The sequence below is a fragment of the Limnohabitans sp. genome, from assembly GCF_034680285.1.
Taxonomy (GTDB): Bacteria; Pseudomonadota; Gammaproteobacteria; order Burkholderiales; family Burkholderiaceae_C; genus Limnohabitans_A.
Genome location: NZ_JAXITC010000001.1, coordinates 60,730 through 76,545, shown reverse-complemented (window position 1 = coordinate 76,545; position 15,816 = coordinate 60,730). Strand labels below are relative to the sequence as shown.

Sequence of the window (15,816 nt, the reverse complement as noted above, 5' to 3'; positions counted from 1 at the left end):
TGTTCAGTCGCAGTGCTGGGTGATGTAAGCCTTGATCAAATTCACATCCGCCTTCATGACCTGCACCCGTTTGGGCAAAGATTCAATGCCTTCAAACTGCGGAGGACGCTCGGGCTGACGGCCCAAAGCTTCGACGATGGTGGCCGCAAATTTGATGGGCAGAGCGGTTTCAAGCACAACCATGGGCACTTGAGGGTTCAGATGCTCTTTCGCCACCTTGACGCCATCGGCCGTGTGGGTGTCGATCATCACGCCGTAGTGGGCAAATACGTGTTGGATGGTTTTCAGGCGGTCGGCGTGGGTACTGCGGCCACTGTCAAAACCATAAGTCGTGGCGGCTTGACCAAATCGGGCGTCGCCCGACAGATCGAAGAACCCGTGGCGGCTCAAACCTTCGCCAAAGATGGCTTTGGTTTTGGCGGCATCGCGTTCGAGCAGGTCGAACACAAAACGCTCGAAATTGCTGGCCTTGGAGATGTCCATCGAGGGGCTGGACGTTTCGTGCGTGTCTGCCGTGCCGCGAACGCGGTAAATGCCAGTGCGGAAGAACTCGTCGAGCACATCGTTTTCGTTGGTCGCGACCACCAAGCGGTCAATCGGCAAGCCCATCATGCGGGCCACATGTCCAGCGCAGACGTTGCCGAAGTTGCCACTGGGCACGGTGAAGCTGACCTTCTGGTCATTGCTTTGGGTGGCTTGAAAGTAGCCCGCAAAGTAGTACACCACCTGGGCCAGCAAACGCGCCCAGTTGATGGAGTTCACGGTGCCAATTTTGTATTTGCGCTTGAAATCCAGATCGTTGGAGACCGCCTTGACAATGTCCTGGCAGTCGTCGAACACGCCTTCGACGGCGATGTTGTGGATGTTGTCGTCGAGCAAACTGAACATTTGCGCTTGCTGGAACGGACTCATGCGGCCGTTGGGGCTCGTCATGAAAACACGCACGCCCTTTTTGCCGCGCATGGCATATTCGGCCGCACTGCCTGTATCGCCGGAAGTCGCGCCAAAAATGTTCAGCTCTTCGCCTCGGCGGGCCAGTTCGTACTCAAACAAGTTGCCCAGCAACTGCATGGCCATGTCCTTGAACGCCAAGGTGGGGCCGTTGGACAGGGCTTCCAAATACAAATCGGGCTGGGCTTGGCCCGCGGTCTGCAAAGGTTTGAGTGGGACGATTTCTTTCGTCCCGAAAACCTCAGGCGTGTACGTCTTGCGACACAAGGCCTGCAGGTCATCGCGAGGAATGTCGTCGATATAGAGCGACAGAACCTCGAAAGCCAAGGCCGCATACCCTTGACTTTGCCAGACACTGCGCAACCGGGTCAGGGCTGTCGCATCGATCTGTGGGTAGCTCTCAGGGAGGTACAAGCCACCATCTGGCGCCAAGCCTTCGAGCAGGATTTCACAAAATTGTTTGCGGTCAGCATGACCGCGGGTGGACAAATAGCGCATCAGTTCAACTCTTCTTTGCGAATGCGCACGATGGGCGCCATCACGGTGGGCAAGGCCTGCATTTGGGCCAGTACGCCGTTCAAAGTGCCTTCACGGGTATCGTGCGTCAAGATGATCACGTCGGTTTGGTTTTCACCTGCTTGGCTGACTTGATCGGCTTCGCGCTGCAAAACGGCATCGATGCTGATGCCTGCCTCTGCGAGCAAACCAGTCAGCTTGGCCAGCACGCCTGCTTGATCGGCCACGCGCAGGCGCAGGTAATAGCTGGTCACAACCTCAGACATTGGCAACACCGACAAATTGCTCATCGAACCGGGTTGGAATGCCAAGTGCGGCACGCGGTTCAGAGGGTCGGCGGTGTGCAAACGGGTGATGTCCACCAGATCAGCGATCACCGCGCTGGCAGTGGGCTCGGAACCTGCGCCTTTGCCGTAATACAAAGTGGTGCCCACGGCGTCGCCTTGCACCATCACGGCGTTCATCGCGCCTTCGACATTGGCAATCAGACGCTGGGTTGGCACCAGGCTCGGGTGCACTCGCAACTCAATGCCTTGGGCCGTGCGCTTGGTGATACCGAGCAGCTTGATGCGGTAGCCCAATTGCTCGGCGTACTTGATGTCGGCCGCACCCAGTTTCGTGATGCCTTCGACATAAGCCTTGTCAAACTGAACAGGAATACCAAAGGCAATGGCGCTCATCAAGGTCACCTTGTGTGCAGCGTCCACGCCTTCAATGTCAAAAGTCGGGTCGGCCTCGGCATAACCCAGACGCTGGGCTTCCTGGAGCACCACGCCAAAGTCCAGCCCCTTATCGCGCATCTCCGACAAAATGAAGTTGGTGGTGCCGTTGATGATGCCCGCCACCCACTGGATTCTGTTGGCCGTCAGGCCCTCGCGCAGCGCCTTGATGATCGGGATACCCCCGGCCACGGCGGCTTCAAAAGCCACCATCACGCCCTTGGCTTGCGCAGCCGCGAAAATCTCGGTCCCATGGACCGCCAGCAGCGCCTTGTTGGCTGTGACCACATGCTTGCCCGCGGCGATGGCTTCCATGACCAGGGCCTTGGCAATGCCGTAACCACCAATCAGCTCAACCACGATGTCGATCTCGGGGTTGGCGATCACAGCGCGGGCATCGCCCACCACCTGAACGCCCTCACCCACCAGGGCCTGGGCGCGCGCAACGTCCAAGTCGGCCACCATGGTGATCTCTATGCCACGACCGGCTCGGCGCTGGATTTCCTCTTGGTTGCGCTTGAGCACATTGAAAGTGCCGCTGCCCACAGTGCCCATGCCCAAAAGGCCCACTTTGATCGGTTTCATTTTTATCTTCTTTACTGCTGTGCGCCCGAAATGCTCGGGCAAGGATTGAATTCAGGCCACCAAGGCTTCGGTGCCAAAGCGTTGACGAGCGCCTTCCAAAAAGCGCGCCACGCGCGCAATCGCTTCTCGCAAATCGTCTTCATGCGGCAAAAACACAATGCGGAAGTGATCCGGATCGGGCCAGTTGAAACCCGTGCCCTGCACCAACATGACCTTGGTTTCCTCCAGCAGTTGCAAGAAAAAATCCTGGTCGTCCTGTACAGGGTAAATCTGGGGATCCAGTTTGGGGAACATGTACAGCGCAGCACGCGGCTTGACGCAACTGACACCTGGGATCGCGGTGATCAGCTGGTGCGCCAAATCGCGCTGCTTGCGCAAGCGACCACCCTCACCCACCAACTCGTTGATGCTTTGGTGACCACCCAAGGCCGTTTGAATGGCCCATTGACCCGGCACGTTGGCACACAAGCGCATGTTCGACAGCATGTTCAGGCCTTCGATGTAATCGCGGGCTCTCTTTTTATCGCCCGAGATCACCATCCAGCCTGCACGGTAGCCGCAAGATCGGTAGCTCTTGGACAAAGAGTTGAAAGTCAGGGTCAGCACATCTTGAGACAAACTGCCCAAAGGCGTGTGTTTGACGCCGTCGTACAAAACCTTGTCGTACACCTCATCGGCAAAGATCACCAAACCGTGTTCCCGGGCAATGGCCACAATGCCTTTGAGCAACTCATCGGCGTACAAAGCCCCTGTGGGATTGTTGGGGTTGATGACCACAATGCCTTTGGTGCGCGGAGTCACTTTGGCTCGGATATCGGCCAAATCAGGCATCCAGCCATTGGCCTCTTCGCAGCGGTAATGCACAGGGGTGCCGCCCGACAAACTGGCCGCGGCCGTCCACAAGGGGTAATCTGGGGAAGGCAGGAGCAGTTCATCGCCGTTGTCCAGCAAGGCGTTGGTGGCCATGACGATCAATTCGCTGGCACCGTTGCCCAAGTAAATGTCATCCAGCGTGACGCCCAAAATACCCTGCTTTTGGGTTTCGTGCATCACGGCCTTTCGCGCCGCGAAAATGCCTTTGCTGTCTGAATAACCCGCCGAATTGGGCAGGTTGCGGATCATGTCCTGTTGAATTTCCTCAGGGGCATCAAAGCCAAAAACCGCCAGGTTTCCGATGTTCAGTTTGATGATTTTCTGACCGTCTTCTTCCATCTGACGAGCGCGGTCCATGATCGGGCCACGTATGTCATAACAAACGTTGGCGAGCTTGGCTGATTTCTGAATGGGCTTCAAAGTGCCTCCAAAAGGAGTTTCAAGAGGGAGAAAACCTATAATTTGACCACATTTCAAGGCTATCTCAGCCCAAAATTCCAGAGGTTCGCCTCTATTGTTCAGCTGGCAAGGCCAAGCCTTCAAACTCATCCCCATGAAATTACAACCCGATAAATCCAACAGCCTGACCATCAATGCCTACGGGCCAGGCTGGATCGAGGTCAATGGACAGCGCTTCACGAGCTCTTTGATCGTCAGCAGCCTGGCTGGCTCAAGTCCGCTGGTCTGGGATGCAGCTCACTTTGAAGACCTGAGCCCCCTGGATTTTGAAGTTTTGGCACAAAGCGGTGCCGAGCTGGTCTTGTTTGGCAGCGGTCAGCGCCTGCGCTTCCCACAACCCGCTTGGTTCGCCAGTTTGATCCAAAAAGGCATCGGCATGGAAACCATGGACACGCCTGCCGCCTGCCGCACTTACAACATTTTGGCCAGTGAAGGCCGCAAGGTGGTCGTCGCCTTGCTGATGGAAGCGTAAAGCATGGATGAAGGCGACATATGGGTCATGAGAAGGACTGATCAGTCTATAGGGTTGCATTCAGAGTAAAATCTAGAGTTGCCGAGGCCTAGGCCTTTAGCGTTTCTGTCGACCATGCACGTCGCCAGGCGCTCCACCTGTCAAGCGAGTTCAAAGTTTTATGGCGATCGTTCTTAACAAACCCCTCCCCGAATTTGAAGCCAACGCGACCAGCGGCCTGAAAGTTTCCAACGTTTCTCACCTCGGCCAACCCGTGGTTTTGTTCTTTTACCCCAAAGACAACACACCCGGCTGCACCACAGAGGCCATGCAGTTCCGTGACAAATACAAAGACTTTGTCAAAGCAGGCGCGCTGGTGTTGGGTGTATCGCGTGACAACATGAAATCGCACGATGACTTCAAAGGCAAGTTGGAATTGCCCTTCGAGTTGATCGCGGACACCGAAGAAAAAATGTGCCACATGTTTGGCGTGGTCAAAAACAAGATCATGTACGGCAAAAAAGTCAAAGGCATCGAGCGCAGCACTTTCTTGGTGGGTGCAGACGGCACTCTGAAACAAGAGTGGCGCGGCCTGAAAGTGCCGGGTCATGTGGAAGAAGTCCTCAAAGCTGTCAAAGACCTGAAAAAAGCCGCGGCAGTGGCCTGATGCCCTTGTCTCGGTTCTGACTTTTGGCTCGTGCATAATGATTTCATGCCGCTGAAAATCAGCCCTCTCCTTAAAAAGCCGCCTGGTTATCCAGGCGGCTTTTTATTTTTTGACTTCTGAATCTTTTTCCCTTTTAGAGACCATTGCCCATGCCACTGCCACCCGCTCCTACTCAACGTGCCAGCCGTTTGACGCAAGCCGCTTTTGCCTCATCTGGTGCGGAGGAAGAAAACGCCCCAGCCATGATTCAGGTCGAAACCAAGTCCTTGAAGTCGGTCGCGGTTTCAGAGGAAGCTGCAGTGCCAGTCCGAGCACAGGACAGCAAACGCAACGCCCGCCCTCGCAAACCCGCTGCCGCATCTGCAGATACTGCGACTGCCACGCGTTCAGAACGGCAAACAAGCCCAGGATCTGGCCTTGAAAAGGCCAACACAGCGGCCAAACCAGGTTCTGCCCAGGCCACGGCAAACCGCTCCAAACGCAAGAACGGACCCAAGAAACTCTTCGTTTTGGACACCAATGTCCTCATGCACGACCCCATGAGTCTGTTCCGCTTTGAAGAGCACGATGTTTTCTTGCCGATGATCGTGCTGGAAGAGCTCGATGGTCACAAAAAAGGCATGACCGAAGTGGCACGCAATGCCCGCCAAGCCAGCCGGTCACTGGACGTTTTGGCCTCTGGGCAAGGGGAAGACCTGAGCCAAGGCTCGCCTTTGAGCGTCACAGGCCACTCTGACGCGACGGGCCAATTGTTTTTCCAAACCCAAGCGCTCGACTTGAGCCTGCCCTTGGCCCTGCCACAAGGCAAGGCCGACAACCAAATTTTGGGCGTTGTGAAAGCGCTGGGTCAGCTGCATGCCCCCCGCGAGGTGGTTCTGGTGTCCAAGGACATCAACATGCGCGTCAAGGCCCGCGCCTTGGGTCTGCAGGCCGAAGACTACCAAAACGACAAAACGCTGGAAGACGGCGATTTGCTCTACCCAGGTTCTTTGGCATTGCCAGCCGATTTTTGGGTCAAAAACGGCAAAACGGTGGAAAGCTGGCAGCAAGGCACGCACACGTTTTACAGAATTGCTGGCCCCATCGTGCCCAGCTTGTTCATCAACCAGTTTGTGTATTTCGAAGCACCGGGCGAACCGAGTTTGTACGCACGGGTGACCGAAATCCGTGGCAAAACAGCTGTCTTGCGGACCTTGAAAGATTTCGGCCATCAAAAAAATGCCGTTTGGGGCGTGACCGCACGCAACCGCGAACAAAACTTCGCCGTCAATTTGCTCACCGACCCAGACATTGATTTCGTGACATTGGCAGGCACTGCGGGCACGGGCAAAACCCTCATGGCCTTGGCGGCAGGCTTGACCCAAGTGCTGGACGACCGCCGTTACACCGAGATCATCATGACCCGTGCTACGGTGAGCGTGGGCGAGGACATTGGCTTTTTGCCAGGCACTGAAGAAGAAAAAATGGGCCCCTGGATGGGCGCACTGGACGACAACTTAGAGTTTTTGGCCAAGGGCGATGGCGGCAATTCAGGTGAATGGGGTCGCGCAGCCACCAACGAGCTGATCAAGAGCCGCATCAAGATCAAGAGCATGAACTTCATGCGCGGCCGTACTTTCATGAACAAATACGTGATCATTGACGAGGCCCAGAACCTGACGCCCAAGCAAATGAAAACCTTGATCACCCGAGCTGGCCCGGGCACCAAAATCATTTGCATGGGCAATTTGGCCCAAATTGACACGCCTTATTTGACCGAAGGCTCATCGGGCTTGACCTATGCGGTGGACCGATTCAAAGGCTGGGCACACGGCGGCCACATCACCTTGGCACGTGGCGAGCGTTCGCGCTTGGCAGACTTTGCCAGCGACGCTCTCTGAGCGTCAGCCAAGAGCGCCAGTCGGGTCTCAGTAATCGTCGCTCAGACCCGACGCCAAACTTTCGAAACGCGTCAAGTTCTTCAGGAAGGTCAAACGGACCGTGCCTGTGGGGCCGTTTCGTTGTTTGCCGATGATGATTTCGGCCACACCCGGATCTTTGGAATCCTTGTTGTAGTAATCGTCGCGGTAAATGAACATGATGATGTCGGCATCCTGCTCAATCGCACCTGACTCCCGCAAATCGCTCATCATGGGGCGTTTGTCGGTGCGCTGCTCCACGCTTCGGTTGAGCTGCGACAGCGCAATCACAGGGCATTGAAGTTCTTTGGCCAGCATTTTCAGGCCCCGCGAAATCTCGCCCAACTCGGTGGCGCGGTTGTCGCCGCCTGAACCACCCGAGCCACTCATCAGCTGCAAATAGTCGACCACGATCAAACCCAACTTGCCACACTGGCGAGACAAACGCCGGGCATTGGCACGCAGCTCTGACGGCGTGAGGCCGGGTGTTTCATCGATGTGCAAAGACACGGTGCGCAGCTTTTCGATGGCTTCGGTCAAACGTGGCCATTCGTCGTCGCTGAGTTTGCCCGTGCGCAAATGGCCTTGATCGATTCGACCAATCGAGCCCACCACACGCACTGCCAACTGCGATGCGCCCATTTCCATCGAGAACACTGCCACGGGCAAGCCCTCGTTCAAAGCCACATGCTCAGCAATGTTGATCGCGAAAGCGGTTTTACCCATCGATGGACGCGCGGCCAGCACCACCAGGTCTCCAGCTTGCAGGCCTGAAGTCATGCGGTCCAAATCGTAAAAACCGGTTGGTACCCCCGTGACTTCGTTGGGGTTGTCGGCCATCTCTTGAACACGGTCAAGCAACTCCACGACCAGGGTGTCCATGGACTGAAAGCCCTGCTTCATGCGCGAGCCTTCTTCACCGATGTTGAAGATTTTTTGCTCGGCCTCGTCCAAGATGCGGTCGATCGCTTTGCCTTGCGGGTTGAAGGCGTTGGTGGCGATTTCGTCGCTGGCCGACACCAACTTGCGCAGAATCGAGCGCTCACGCACGATCTCGGCATAACGTCGAATGTTGCTGGCACTGGGCACGTATTGCGCCAAGGAGTTCAAGTAACCCAGACCGCCCATTTCGGCTGTTTTGCCTTGGTTTTGCAACTGCTCACTCACGGTGATCACGTCTGCAGGCTTGGACGTGTTGATCAATGCCCCAATGGCTGCATAAATCAACTTGTGCTCGTGGCGGTAAAAGTCCGTATCCACCAGCAAATCGCCCACACGGTCCCAAGCACCGTTGTCGAGCAGCAAGCCCCCCAACACGCTCGACTCGGCTTCGATCGAATGCGGCGGCACACGCAACTTGGCAATTTGACTGTCAGAAGAAAAGTCAGCGGGAAATTCGCTCAAATGGGGGGAGAAAACAGCAGACATGTTGTACAGGCAAACGAAAAAGCCATGTTAGCCCGTGAAACTCAGAGAGTCACGGGATAAAGCTGTGGATAAACGGGGTGTAAACGGTGATCAATCAGGGACAACGTGGACACACAAACAAAGTGACACACAAACAAAAAAGCCCTTCCGACATCGGAAGGGCTTTCAGGATTTTGGGGTGGCTGATGGGGCTCGAACCCACGACAACAGGAATCACAATCCTGGACTCTACCAACTGAGCTACAGCCACCGTAGGTCAATATTATAGCCCGAGACTCAGGGTTTTTCGGCTGCAGCATCACCCAAGTTTTTGGGGTTTTGAGCCAACATTTGGACTTTGAATTGGGACTTCAGGCTGGCCAAATAAGCCTGGGACTCTGCCTGAGACCACAGGCGGGCAAATTGGGTGCGGCTTTGTTCTGCTTGCTGGGAATTGGACTCTGGACGGGACACAATTTTGTTCACCCGGACCACAGCGTAACCCTGCACACCCAAATCCACACCCACCAAAGCTGGCAGCTTGGCGGGGTCTGCGCGAAGGGCTGCATCCACCAAGGCAGACGGCTGTGCAGCGGCTTGATCGCGCGAAACAGTCAGTGCATCGCCCAAGGAGGCCTGTGCTGGCTCCGCCTTCCAAGCGCTAAAGCTGGCCTGGCCTTCGGCTTTCGCCAATTCAGCCGATTTGGCCTGAACGAAGAGTTGACGCGCTTCGGTTTTCACCTCGTCAAAAGAGCGCACCGTGGCGGGACGGTGGGTGACGATCCGAGCGGACACCAAGGTGTTGGAAGCCACTTCAACCGCGGCTGTGTTGCGCCGCTTGGCCACAGCATCTTCCGAGAAGATGGCTTGCAGCAGTTTGGGGTTGTTCAAAACGCCTTGAGCACCTGGAACTGGCGAGCGTGTCAGACCTTGCGCTTTTTGAAGGGTCAACTTCATGCGCTCGGCCACAGGGGTCAAGCTGTCAGATTGCTCGTACACGCTGTTGCTGAAAGTCTCGGCCAATTCGGCGAACTGGCGTTGAGCCTGTTGCTTGCGCAAATCGGCTTCCAACTGAGGACGCATGGCTTCAAACGTGGGCACAGGCGGCTGCTTCACATCGGTCAAAACAATGATGTGGAAGCCAAAATCCGAGGTCACGATGTCACTGATTTCGCCCTTTTTCAGTGCGAAAGCAGCGTCTTCAAAGGGCTTGACCATGGCACCACGAGCAAAAAAGTCGAGGTCACCGCCATTTTGTGCGGAGCCCGTGTCGTCGGAGTTTTTGCGCGCCACGTCGGCAAACGATTTGGGGGCTTTGCGCACAGCGGCCAACAATTCTTCGGCTTTGGCTCGCGCTTTGGCCTTGTCGGCCTCAGGCAGATCTTTGGCGGCATTGACCAAGATGTGGCTGGCACGGCGTTGTTCTTGGCCAGACAGGCGCTGCAGGTTTTGCTCGTAATAGGTTTTCAGGTCTTGCTCGGGCAATTCGATGCGCGACTGCAGGGACGGCAAATCCAAGACCAGGAATTCCACATCGGCATTTTCTACAGAGCGGAAACGCTCTGAATTGTCTTTGTAATAGCGCTCCAAGTCGGCATCGGTCACCACCACTTTGGCAGCAAAGTCAGCGGCTGACCAACGCTTGACTTGCACATCGCGGCGCTGCAAGTAGGCGTCTAAGGCCGTGTCGGTTTGTTTTTGGGTGGCGAAGGCAGATGCCTGCAAACCCGCCAACACCTGCTGGTTCGACAAATCTCGGCGAACACGGGCTTCGAGCATTTCAGGTGTCATGCCTTGGCTGGCGGCCAACTGGCGGTAACGCTCCATGTCCAGCTTGCCATCTGCGCCGCGCAAACTGGCAATGGACGGGTCTTGCTGGAGGTAACGCGCCAATCGCTGGTCGCTGGTGACGAGCAATTGCTTTTCAGAGGCCAAAGCAATCAAACGGTCATTCACCAATTTGTCCAAGGTCGCATAACGGGCTTCTGCCGAGTCCAGCATCTTGGGATCGATATTCGGGACAGAGGCACGGATGCGGTCCACTTCCTGTTGGTGAGCGGCATCCCACTCAGATTGGGTGATTTTGTTGCCATCGACCCGGGCAACCACTGCGCCCTTGTCCTCAAACTGGCTGTAGCCCTCAATGCCAAACAGCACAAATGAAGGGATCACCAACAAGAACAACAAACCCATCAAAATTTTGGAGTTGTTGCGAATCGAATCAAACATGTTTGAAGTCTCGTGTAATCAACAAAAAAGGCGAACACAGGGTTCGCCTTGGTTTGTATGTGGTGGTGGGCGCTGACGGTCTCGAACCGCCGACCTACTCCGTGTAAAGGAGCCGCTCTACCAACTGAGCTAAGCGCCCCACATAAAAAATCTTCAATTCAAAACTTCACCATGACTGGGCCAGATGAAGCTTTGGAACTTGGGCAGTTTTGATTTTAATCGCACCGAGAAGGTGCGAGGGGTCAAAACTGCTTGTTCAACATGGTTCATTCGTGGGTGATGGACCATGTCCCGGGAAAAACGGCTTTGACGCCACTCTCAACAGAGCGTTGATTTTATCCTTGAAAAATCCACAAATCAGACAGCCCGCAGTAGAAAACTGCACGCTGTCCTTGATTTGTTTCGCATTTAGAAGCCTCAGAGTGCTTCAGCAATGGCTTTACCGACGTCTGCCGTTTTGGCGGTCCCGCCCAAATCAGGTGTGCGGGGTGCATCAGCTCCTGCTGCCAATACCTTTTCAATGGCACGCAAAACTGCATCGTGTGCGTCTTTGTGGCCCAAAAACTCCAGCATCATCGCGCCACACCAAATCTGGCCAATGGGGTTAGCAATGCCCTGACCCGCGATGTCGGGGGCTGATCCGTGCACGGGCTCAAACAAGGACGGGAATTTGCGGTCCGGGTTCAGGTTGGCGCTGGGCGCGATGCCAATCGTCCCCGTGCAAGCTGGGCCCAGGTCACTCAGGATGTCACCAAACAGGTTGCTGGCGACCACCACATCGAAAAAGTCGGGGCGCTGCACAAAGTGAGCGGTCAAGATGTCGATGTGGAACTTGTCGACGTTGATGCCCGGGTAGGCCTTGGCCATCTCGGCCACGCGCTCATCCCAATAAGGCATGGTGATGGCGATGCCGTTGGATTTGGTGGCACTGGTCAGGTGCTTTTTGGGACGGGACTGGGCCAATTCGAAAGCAAACTTGAGCACACGGTCAACGCCAATGCGGGTCATGATGGATTCCTGCATCACGATTTCGCGATCGGTACCGGGGAACATGCGGCCGCCGACGCTGGAGTACTCGCCTTCGGTGTTTTCACGCACGATGTACATGTCGATCTCGCCCGGCTGGCGTGGGCTGCCGTCGCGCCGCACCACGGGCGCGATGATGCCAGGCATCAGGCGCGCTGGACGCAGGTTGATGTACTGGTCAAACTCGCGGCGAAACAAGAGCAAAGAACCCCACAAAGAGACATGGTCCGCAATTTTTTCGGGCCAGCCGACGGCGCCAAAGTACAAGGCTTCATGGCCGCCGATCTGGTCTTTCCAGTTGTCCGGCAGCATTTGGCCGTGCTTTTCGCAGTAATCCCAGCTGGAAAAGTCGAAGTGGTCAAAGTGCAAATCGATCCCGAACTTGCGGGCTGCTGCATCCATCACGCGCAGACCTTCGGGCATGACTTCTTTGCCAATGCCGTCTCCGGGGATGACAGCGATGCGGTGCTTGCTCATACGAGGTACTTTCTGAATCAATGGAACAAAGGGGCTGGATGTAAATAATGAGAGCTTAGCAACAACGCCAAGCCCTCGTCATGAGGGACGTGAGGGCCGCACCACCAAACTCACACCCAAAGCCGTGAGGGCGGTGCCCAAGATCGTTGCCAGGGTGATGGTTTCGCCAAACAAAAGCCAAGCCATCATGGCCGTGGTGGGGGACACCAAATACATGAGGCTGGTGACCGAAGCGGCAGCGCCACGCTGGATCAGCATGTAAAGCAGTGAACTGCCGCCCAAAGTCAATCCGAGCACCGACCAGGCCATGGCCCCCACCAATTCGGTATTCCAACGCATCGACTCGGTCTCCATCAGCGCAAATGGCAAGGTGACCACCAAAGCGGCGAACAGCTGCACGGTGTTGGCCGAGCGCACATCGCAGGCTTGGACAAAACGCTTTTGGTAGAGCGTGCCGACGGTGATGCTGAGCAGAGCGGTCACGGCAAAAGCCATGTTGGCGGGCGTGACATGGTCCAGGGGCGTGCCCAAAGTCAATTTGCGCCACACAACCATGAGCAAGCCGACAAAACCCAGCCATAAACCGAGCCACTGCCTGCGCGAGATGCCGGGCTGGTCCGTGCCGCGCAAGCTGTAAGAGAGCCAAATGGCGGTCAAAACGGGTTGAAACCCCACCACCAAAGACGACAAGCCGGAGCCCATGCCCGCCTTAACAGCCACCCACACGCCGCCCAGATAGCCTGCGTGCATCAGGATGCCCGTGACCGACAAATGCAGGAATTGCTGGCGACTTTGGGGCCAAGCCACCTTGGCCCAAACAATCCAAACCCCAAAGCAGGCGATCGACAATGCGTATCGCATCGATAAAAAAGACAAGGGAGGAGCATGGGGCATGCCAAACCGGGCCACGATGAAGCCCGTGGCCCAAATCAACACAAACACCAAGGGTGTCGCCTTCACCCATGCGTCAGACGAACGCACGGCGATCATTTCACCCGGGCTCGAATCTCGGGCAAAGCCTTTTGCATGTAATAAACCATGGACCAGATGGTCAACACGGCGGCGATCAGGATCAAAACAGCGCCCCAATCACGGGTGTCGATCTGGCCAAACAAGATCCCGTCGTAAAGCAGGAAAGGAATCGCCACCATCTGCACCGTGGTTTTGAGCTTGCCCACCATGTGGACCGCCACACTCTTGCCTGCGCCAATTTGCGCCATCCACTCGCGCAAAGAGGAAATGGCAATTTCACGGCCAATGATGACCAAGGCAATCAGCACATGCACCCGATTCATGTGCACCAAAATCAGCAGGGCTGCGCACACCAAAAATTTGTCCGCCACCGGGTCCAAGAAAGCGCCAAAAGCGGACGTTTGGTTGAGCTTGCGGGCCAAAAAGCCATCGAGCCAATCGGTGATGGCAAACAGCACAAACATGACGGTGGCGATGGTGTTTTGGGTTTCCACCGTCAGGCTTTGGAGGTAATACACGCCAATGATCAAGGGGATCGCGACAATGCGCGTCCAAGTCATGATGGTGGGGATCGTGAAAAACATGGGCTAATTGTGGCACGTCCATAGGTCTTGGCCATGTCTCTTGTGCTCAAGATCAGTGCAGGGCGTTGTAGATGGCCTCTGCCAGCTCCCTGGATATGCCGTCCACGCCCAGCAAGTCTTCCACACTGGCACTTTCAACACCCCGCACACCGCCAAAGCGTTGCAGCAGTTTGGCGCGTTTGCGTGGGCCAATGCCGGGGATTTCTTCAATCTTGCTGCCGCCCATGCGCACCTTGGCACGCTGCGCCCGCATGCCGGTGATGGCAAAGCGGTGCGCCTCGTCGCGAATCTGGGCCACCAACATGAGCGCGGCCGAGTCCTTGCCCAGGTAGACCTTTTCGCGGCCATCGGCAAACACAAGCTCTTCCAGACCCACTTTGCGGCCCTCGCCTTTTTCGACACCCACGATGCGCGACAGGTCAAACCCCAGGTCGGTGAACACCTCACGCGCCATGCTCACCTGGCCCTTGCCGCCGTCGATCAGCACCAAATCTGGCAACTTGGCCGTGCCTTCGCCCGATCGGAGGGCTTCCGCCAACTTGCCGTATCGGCGCATCAGCACCTGGCGCATGGCGGCGTAATCGTCGCCGGGCGTGATGCCTTCGATGTTGTAGCGGCGGTAGTCGCTGCTTTGCATCTTGTGCTGTCGGAACACCACGCAAGAGGCCTGTGTGTTCTCACCTGCCGTGTGCGAAATGTCAAAGCACTCGATGTGCAACTGATCAAGGTCATCTGGCGCCAGGTCCAGCGCTTCGGCCAGCGCCCGGGTGCGGGCCTGCTGAGAACCCTCTTCGGCCAGCAAGCGGGCCAATTGCAGCTCGGCGTTTTTCTCGGCCATCTCCAGCCAGACGCGGCGGTGTTCGCGGGGCTGCGTCACGGTGCTGATTTTCACGCCCGACTGGGCCGACAGCGCCTCAATCAAGGCCTTGTTCACAGCCGAGCTCAAAATCAACAGCGGCGGCACGGGCACGCCAATGTAGTGCTGCGCCAAAAACGCTTCGAGCACCTGCACCTCGACGGGGCGCTTGACTTCGCTTTCCCCTTCACCCTCCTCCAGCCCCAACAGGTCCTGCGCGTCTTGCACATGCACCGGAAAATAAGGCCGGTCACCCAAATGCCGTCCGCCACGCACCATGGCCAGGTTCACGCAGGCGCGGCCACCTTGCACTTTGGCCACCAAGATGTCGGCATCGGTGTCCACTGCCGTGTCCACCGACTGCTGATGCAAGACCCGCGACAGCGCCGTGAGCTGGTTGCGCACCTCGGCCGCCAGCTCAAATTCGAGCTTGTCGGCATGCTGCATCATCCGTGCTTCCATCTCGCGCATCAGCGCCTGGGTCTCGCCACGCAAAAACTGCTCGGCAAGCTGCACATCGGACTTGTAGTCCTCGGGGCTGATCAGGTTCACACAAGGCCCCGAGCAACGCTTGATCTGAAACAGCAAGCACGGCCGAGTGCGGTTGGCAAACACCGTGTCCTCGCAGGTGCGCAGCCTGAACACCTTCTGGATCAGCTGAATCGACTCCTTGACCGCCCAAGCGCTGGGAAATGGGCCAAAGTAACGGTGCTTTTTCTCCACGCTGCCTCGGTAATACGCCACACGGGGGTAATGCTGTGCCTCGGGCGTTTTGACCAAAGCGGGCAGCGCCACGCGGCCGTTGCCCGTGAGCTTGAGGTAGGGGTAGCTCTTGTCGTCCCGAAACAGGATGTTGAAGCGCGGGTGCAGCGTCTTGATGAGGTTGTTTTCCAGCAGCAGCGCCTCGGCCTCGGAGCGCACCACGGTGGTTTCCATGCGCGTGATCTTGCTGACCATGTGGCCAATGCGGGTGCCGCCGTGGTCCTTCTGGAAATAACTCAACACCCGGCGCTTGAGATTCAGCGCCTTGCCCACATACAGCAGCTGCTCCTGCGCATCAAAGTAGCGGTACACCCCCGGCAAGGCGGGCAGCGCGGCAACTTGCGCGAGCAGGGCTTCATCATGGGTGTTCGACATGGCGGCTAT

At 56.6% G+C, this 15,816-nt stretch carries 12 protein-coding genes and 2 tRNA genes; 3 read left to right on the top strand and 11 right to left on the bottom strand.

What is annotated here, in order from left to right; all coding sequences use genetic code 11:
- Positions 1-3: 3 nt before the first annotated feature.
- From thrC to SWE17_RS00370, 3 genes are read right to left on the bottom strand one after another with little or no spacing between them, the layout of a single operon-like run.
- Positions 4-1,449: a threonine synthase gene (gene thrC, locus SWE17_RS00380; RefSeq protein WP_322991157.1), complete on the bottom strand. Its 1,446-nt coding sequence runs from the start codon at positions 1,447-1,449 to the stop codon at positions 4-6.
- Complete coding sequence (locus SWE17_RS00375) at positions 1,449-2,771, bottom strand: homoserine dehydrogenase (protein ID WP_322991156.1); 1,323 nt, start codon at positions 2,769-2,771, stop codon at positions 1,449-1,451. The genes thrC and SWE17_RS00375 overlap by 1 nt, the downstream gene beginning before the upstream one ends.
- A 51-nt stretch (positions 2,772-2,822) precedes the next feature.
- Complete coding sequence (locus SWE17_RS00370) at positions 2,823-4,064, bottom strand: pyridoxal phosphate-dependent aminotransferase (RefSeq protein WP_322991155.1); 1,242 nt, start codon at positions 4,062-4,064, stop codon at positions 2,823-2,825.
- Between the two features lie 133 nt (positions 4,065-4,197).
- On the opposite strand from SWE17_RS00370, the gene SWE17_RS00365 reads away from it, so the two are divergent.
- From SWE17_RS00365 to SWE17_RS00355, 3 genes are all read left to right on the top strand, one after another.
- Positions 4,198-4,575 (top strand): Mth938-like domain-containing protein, encoded by a 378-nt coding sequence (locus SWE17_RS00365; protein WP_322991154.1) that lies wholly within the window; start codon positions 4,198-4,200, stop codon positions 4,573-4,575.
- Between the two features lie 160 nt (positions 4,576-4,735).
- Positions 4,736-5,221, top strand: coding sequence for a peroxiredoxin (locus SWE17_RS00360; RefSeq protein WP_100119004.1), 486 nt, complete (start codon positions 4,736-4,738; stop codon positions 5,219-5,221).
- Positions 5,222-5,370: 149 nt separating this feature from the next.
- The gene (locus tag SWE17_RS00355; RefSeq protein ID WP_322991153.1) at positions 5,371-7,101 is read left to right on the top strand and encodes a PhoH family protein; all 1,731 of its coding nucleotides are present in this window, start codon (positions 5,371-5,373) and stop codon (positions 7,099-7,101) included.
- Positions 7,102-7,128: 27 nt separating this feature from the next.
- Here SWE17_RS00355 and dnaB read toward each other — a convergent pair whose 3' ends face one another.
- The 8 genes from dnaB to uvrC all read right to left on the bottom strand — a co-directional run bounded on the left by dnaB (position 7,129) and on the right by uvrC (position 15,807).
- Positions 7,129-8,547, bottom strand: coding sequence for a replicative DNA helicase (dnaB, locus tag SWE17_RS00350; protein ID WP_322991152.1), 1,419 nt, complete (start codon positions 8,545-8,547; stop codon positions 7,129-7,131).
- A 174-nt stretch (positions 8,548-8,721) separates the two neighbouring features.
- Positions 8,722-8,797: transfer RNA gene (locus SWE17_RS00345), tRNA-His, on the bottom strand.
- A gap of 26 nt (positions 8,798-8,823) precedes the next feature.
- Complete coding sequence (locus tag SWE17_RS00340; RefSeq protein WP_322991151.1) at positions 8,824-10,755, bottom strand: SurA N-terminal domain-containing protein; 1,932 nt, start codon at positions 10,753-10,755, stop codon at positions 8,824-8,826.
- 63 nt (positions 10,756-10,818) lie between these two features.
- Positions 10,819-10,894, bottom strand: a tRNA-Val gene (locus SWE17_RS00335).
- 278 nt (positions 10,895-11,172) lie between these two features.
- Positions 11,173-12,258 carry a tartrate dehydrogenase gene (locus SWE17_RS00330; RefSeq protein WP_322991150.1) on the bottom strand — a complete coding sequence of 362 codons (1,086 nt, stop codon included), beginning with the start codon at positions 12,256-12,258 and terminating at the stop codon, positions 11,173-11,175.
- A 78-nt stretch (positions 12,259-12,336) separates the two neighbouring features.
- The gene (locus SWE17_RS00325; RefSeq protein ID WP_322991149.1) at positions 12,337-13,248 is read right to left on the bottom strand and encodes a DMT family transporter; all 912 of its coding nucleotides are present in this window, start codon (positions 13,246-13,248) and stop codon (positions 12,337-12,339) included.
- Positions 13,245-13,814 (bottom strand): CDP-diacylglycerol--glycerol-3-phosphate 3-phosphatidyltransferase, encoded by a 570-nt coding sequence (gene pgsA / locus SWE17_RS00320; protein ID WP_322991148.1) that lies wholly within the window; start codon positions 13,812-13,814, stop codon positions 13,245-13,247. Before pgsA ends, SWE17_RS00325 begins: the two co-directional genes overlap by 4 nt.
- A 52-nt stretch (positions 13,815-13,866) precedes the next feature.
- Positions 13,867-15,807, bottom strand: coding sequence for an excinuclease ABC subunit UvrC (gene uvrC / locus SWE17_RS00315; protein ID WP_322991147.1), 1,941 nt, complete (start codon positions 15,805-15,807; stop codon positions 13,867-13,869).
- Between the last annotated feature and the right edge of the window lie 9 nt (positions 15,808-15,816).

What these genes read in the sequence shown, in the direction of transcription:
- thrC (WP_322991157.1), bottom strand. Translation starts at nt 1,449, where the DNA reads ATGCGCTATTTGTCCACCCGCGGTCATGCTGACCGCAAACAATTTTGT.
- SWE17_RS00365 (WP_322991154.1), top strand. Translation starts at nt 4,198, where the DNA reads ATGAAATTACAACCCGATAAATCCAACAGCCTGACCATCAATGCCTAC.
- dnaB (WP_322991152.1), bottom strand. Translation starts at nt 8,547, where the DNA reads ATGTCTGCTGTTTTCTCCCCCCATTTGAGCGAATTTCCCGCTGACTTT.
- SWE17_RS00325 (WP_322991149.1), bottom strand. Translation starts at nt 13,248, where the DNA reads ATGATCGCCGTGCGTTCGTCTGACGCATGGGTGAAGGCGACACCCTTG.
- SWE17_RS00355 (WP_322991153.1), top strand. Translation starts at nt 5,371, where the DNA reads ATGCCACTGCCACCCGCTCCTACTCAACGTGCCAGCCGTTTGACGCAA.
- SWE17_RS00330 (WP_322991150.1), bottom strand. Translation starts at nt 12,258, where the DNA reads ATGAGCAAGCACCGCATCGCTGTCATCCCCGGAGACGGCATTGGCAAA.
- uvrC (WP_322991147.1), bottom strand. Translation starts at nt 15,807, where the DNA reads ATGTCGAACACCCATGATGAAGCCCTGCTCGCGCAAGTTGCCGCGCTG.
- SWE17_RS00375 (WP_322991156.1), bottom strand. Translation starts at nt 2,771, where the DNA reads ATGAAACCGATCAAAGTGGGCCTTTTGGGCATGGGCACTGTGGGCAGC.
- SWE17_RS00360 (WP_100119004.1), top strand. Translation starts at nt 4,736, where the DNA reads ATGGCGATCGTTCTTAACAAACCCCTCCCCGAATTTGAAGCCAACGCG.
- pgsA (WP_322991148.1), bottom strand. Translation starts at nt 13,814, where the DNA reads ATGTTTTTCACGATCCCCACCATCATGACTTGGACGCGCATTGTCGCG.
- SWE17_RS00340 (WP_322991151.1), bottom strand. Translation starts at nt 10,755, where the DNA reads ATGTTTGATTCGATTCGCAACAACTCCAAAATTTTGATGGGTTTGTTG.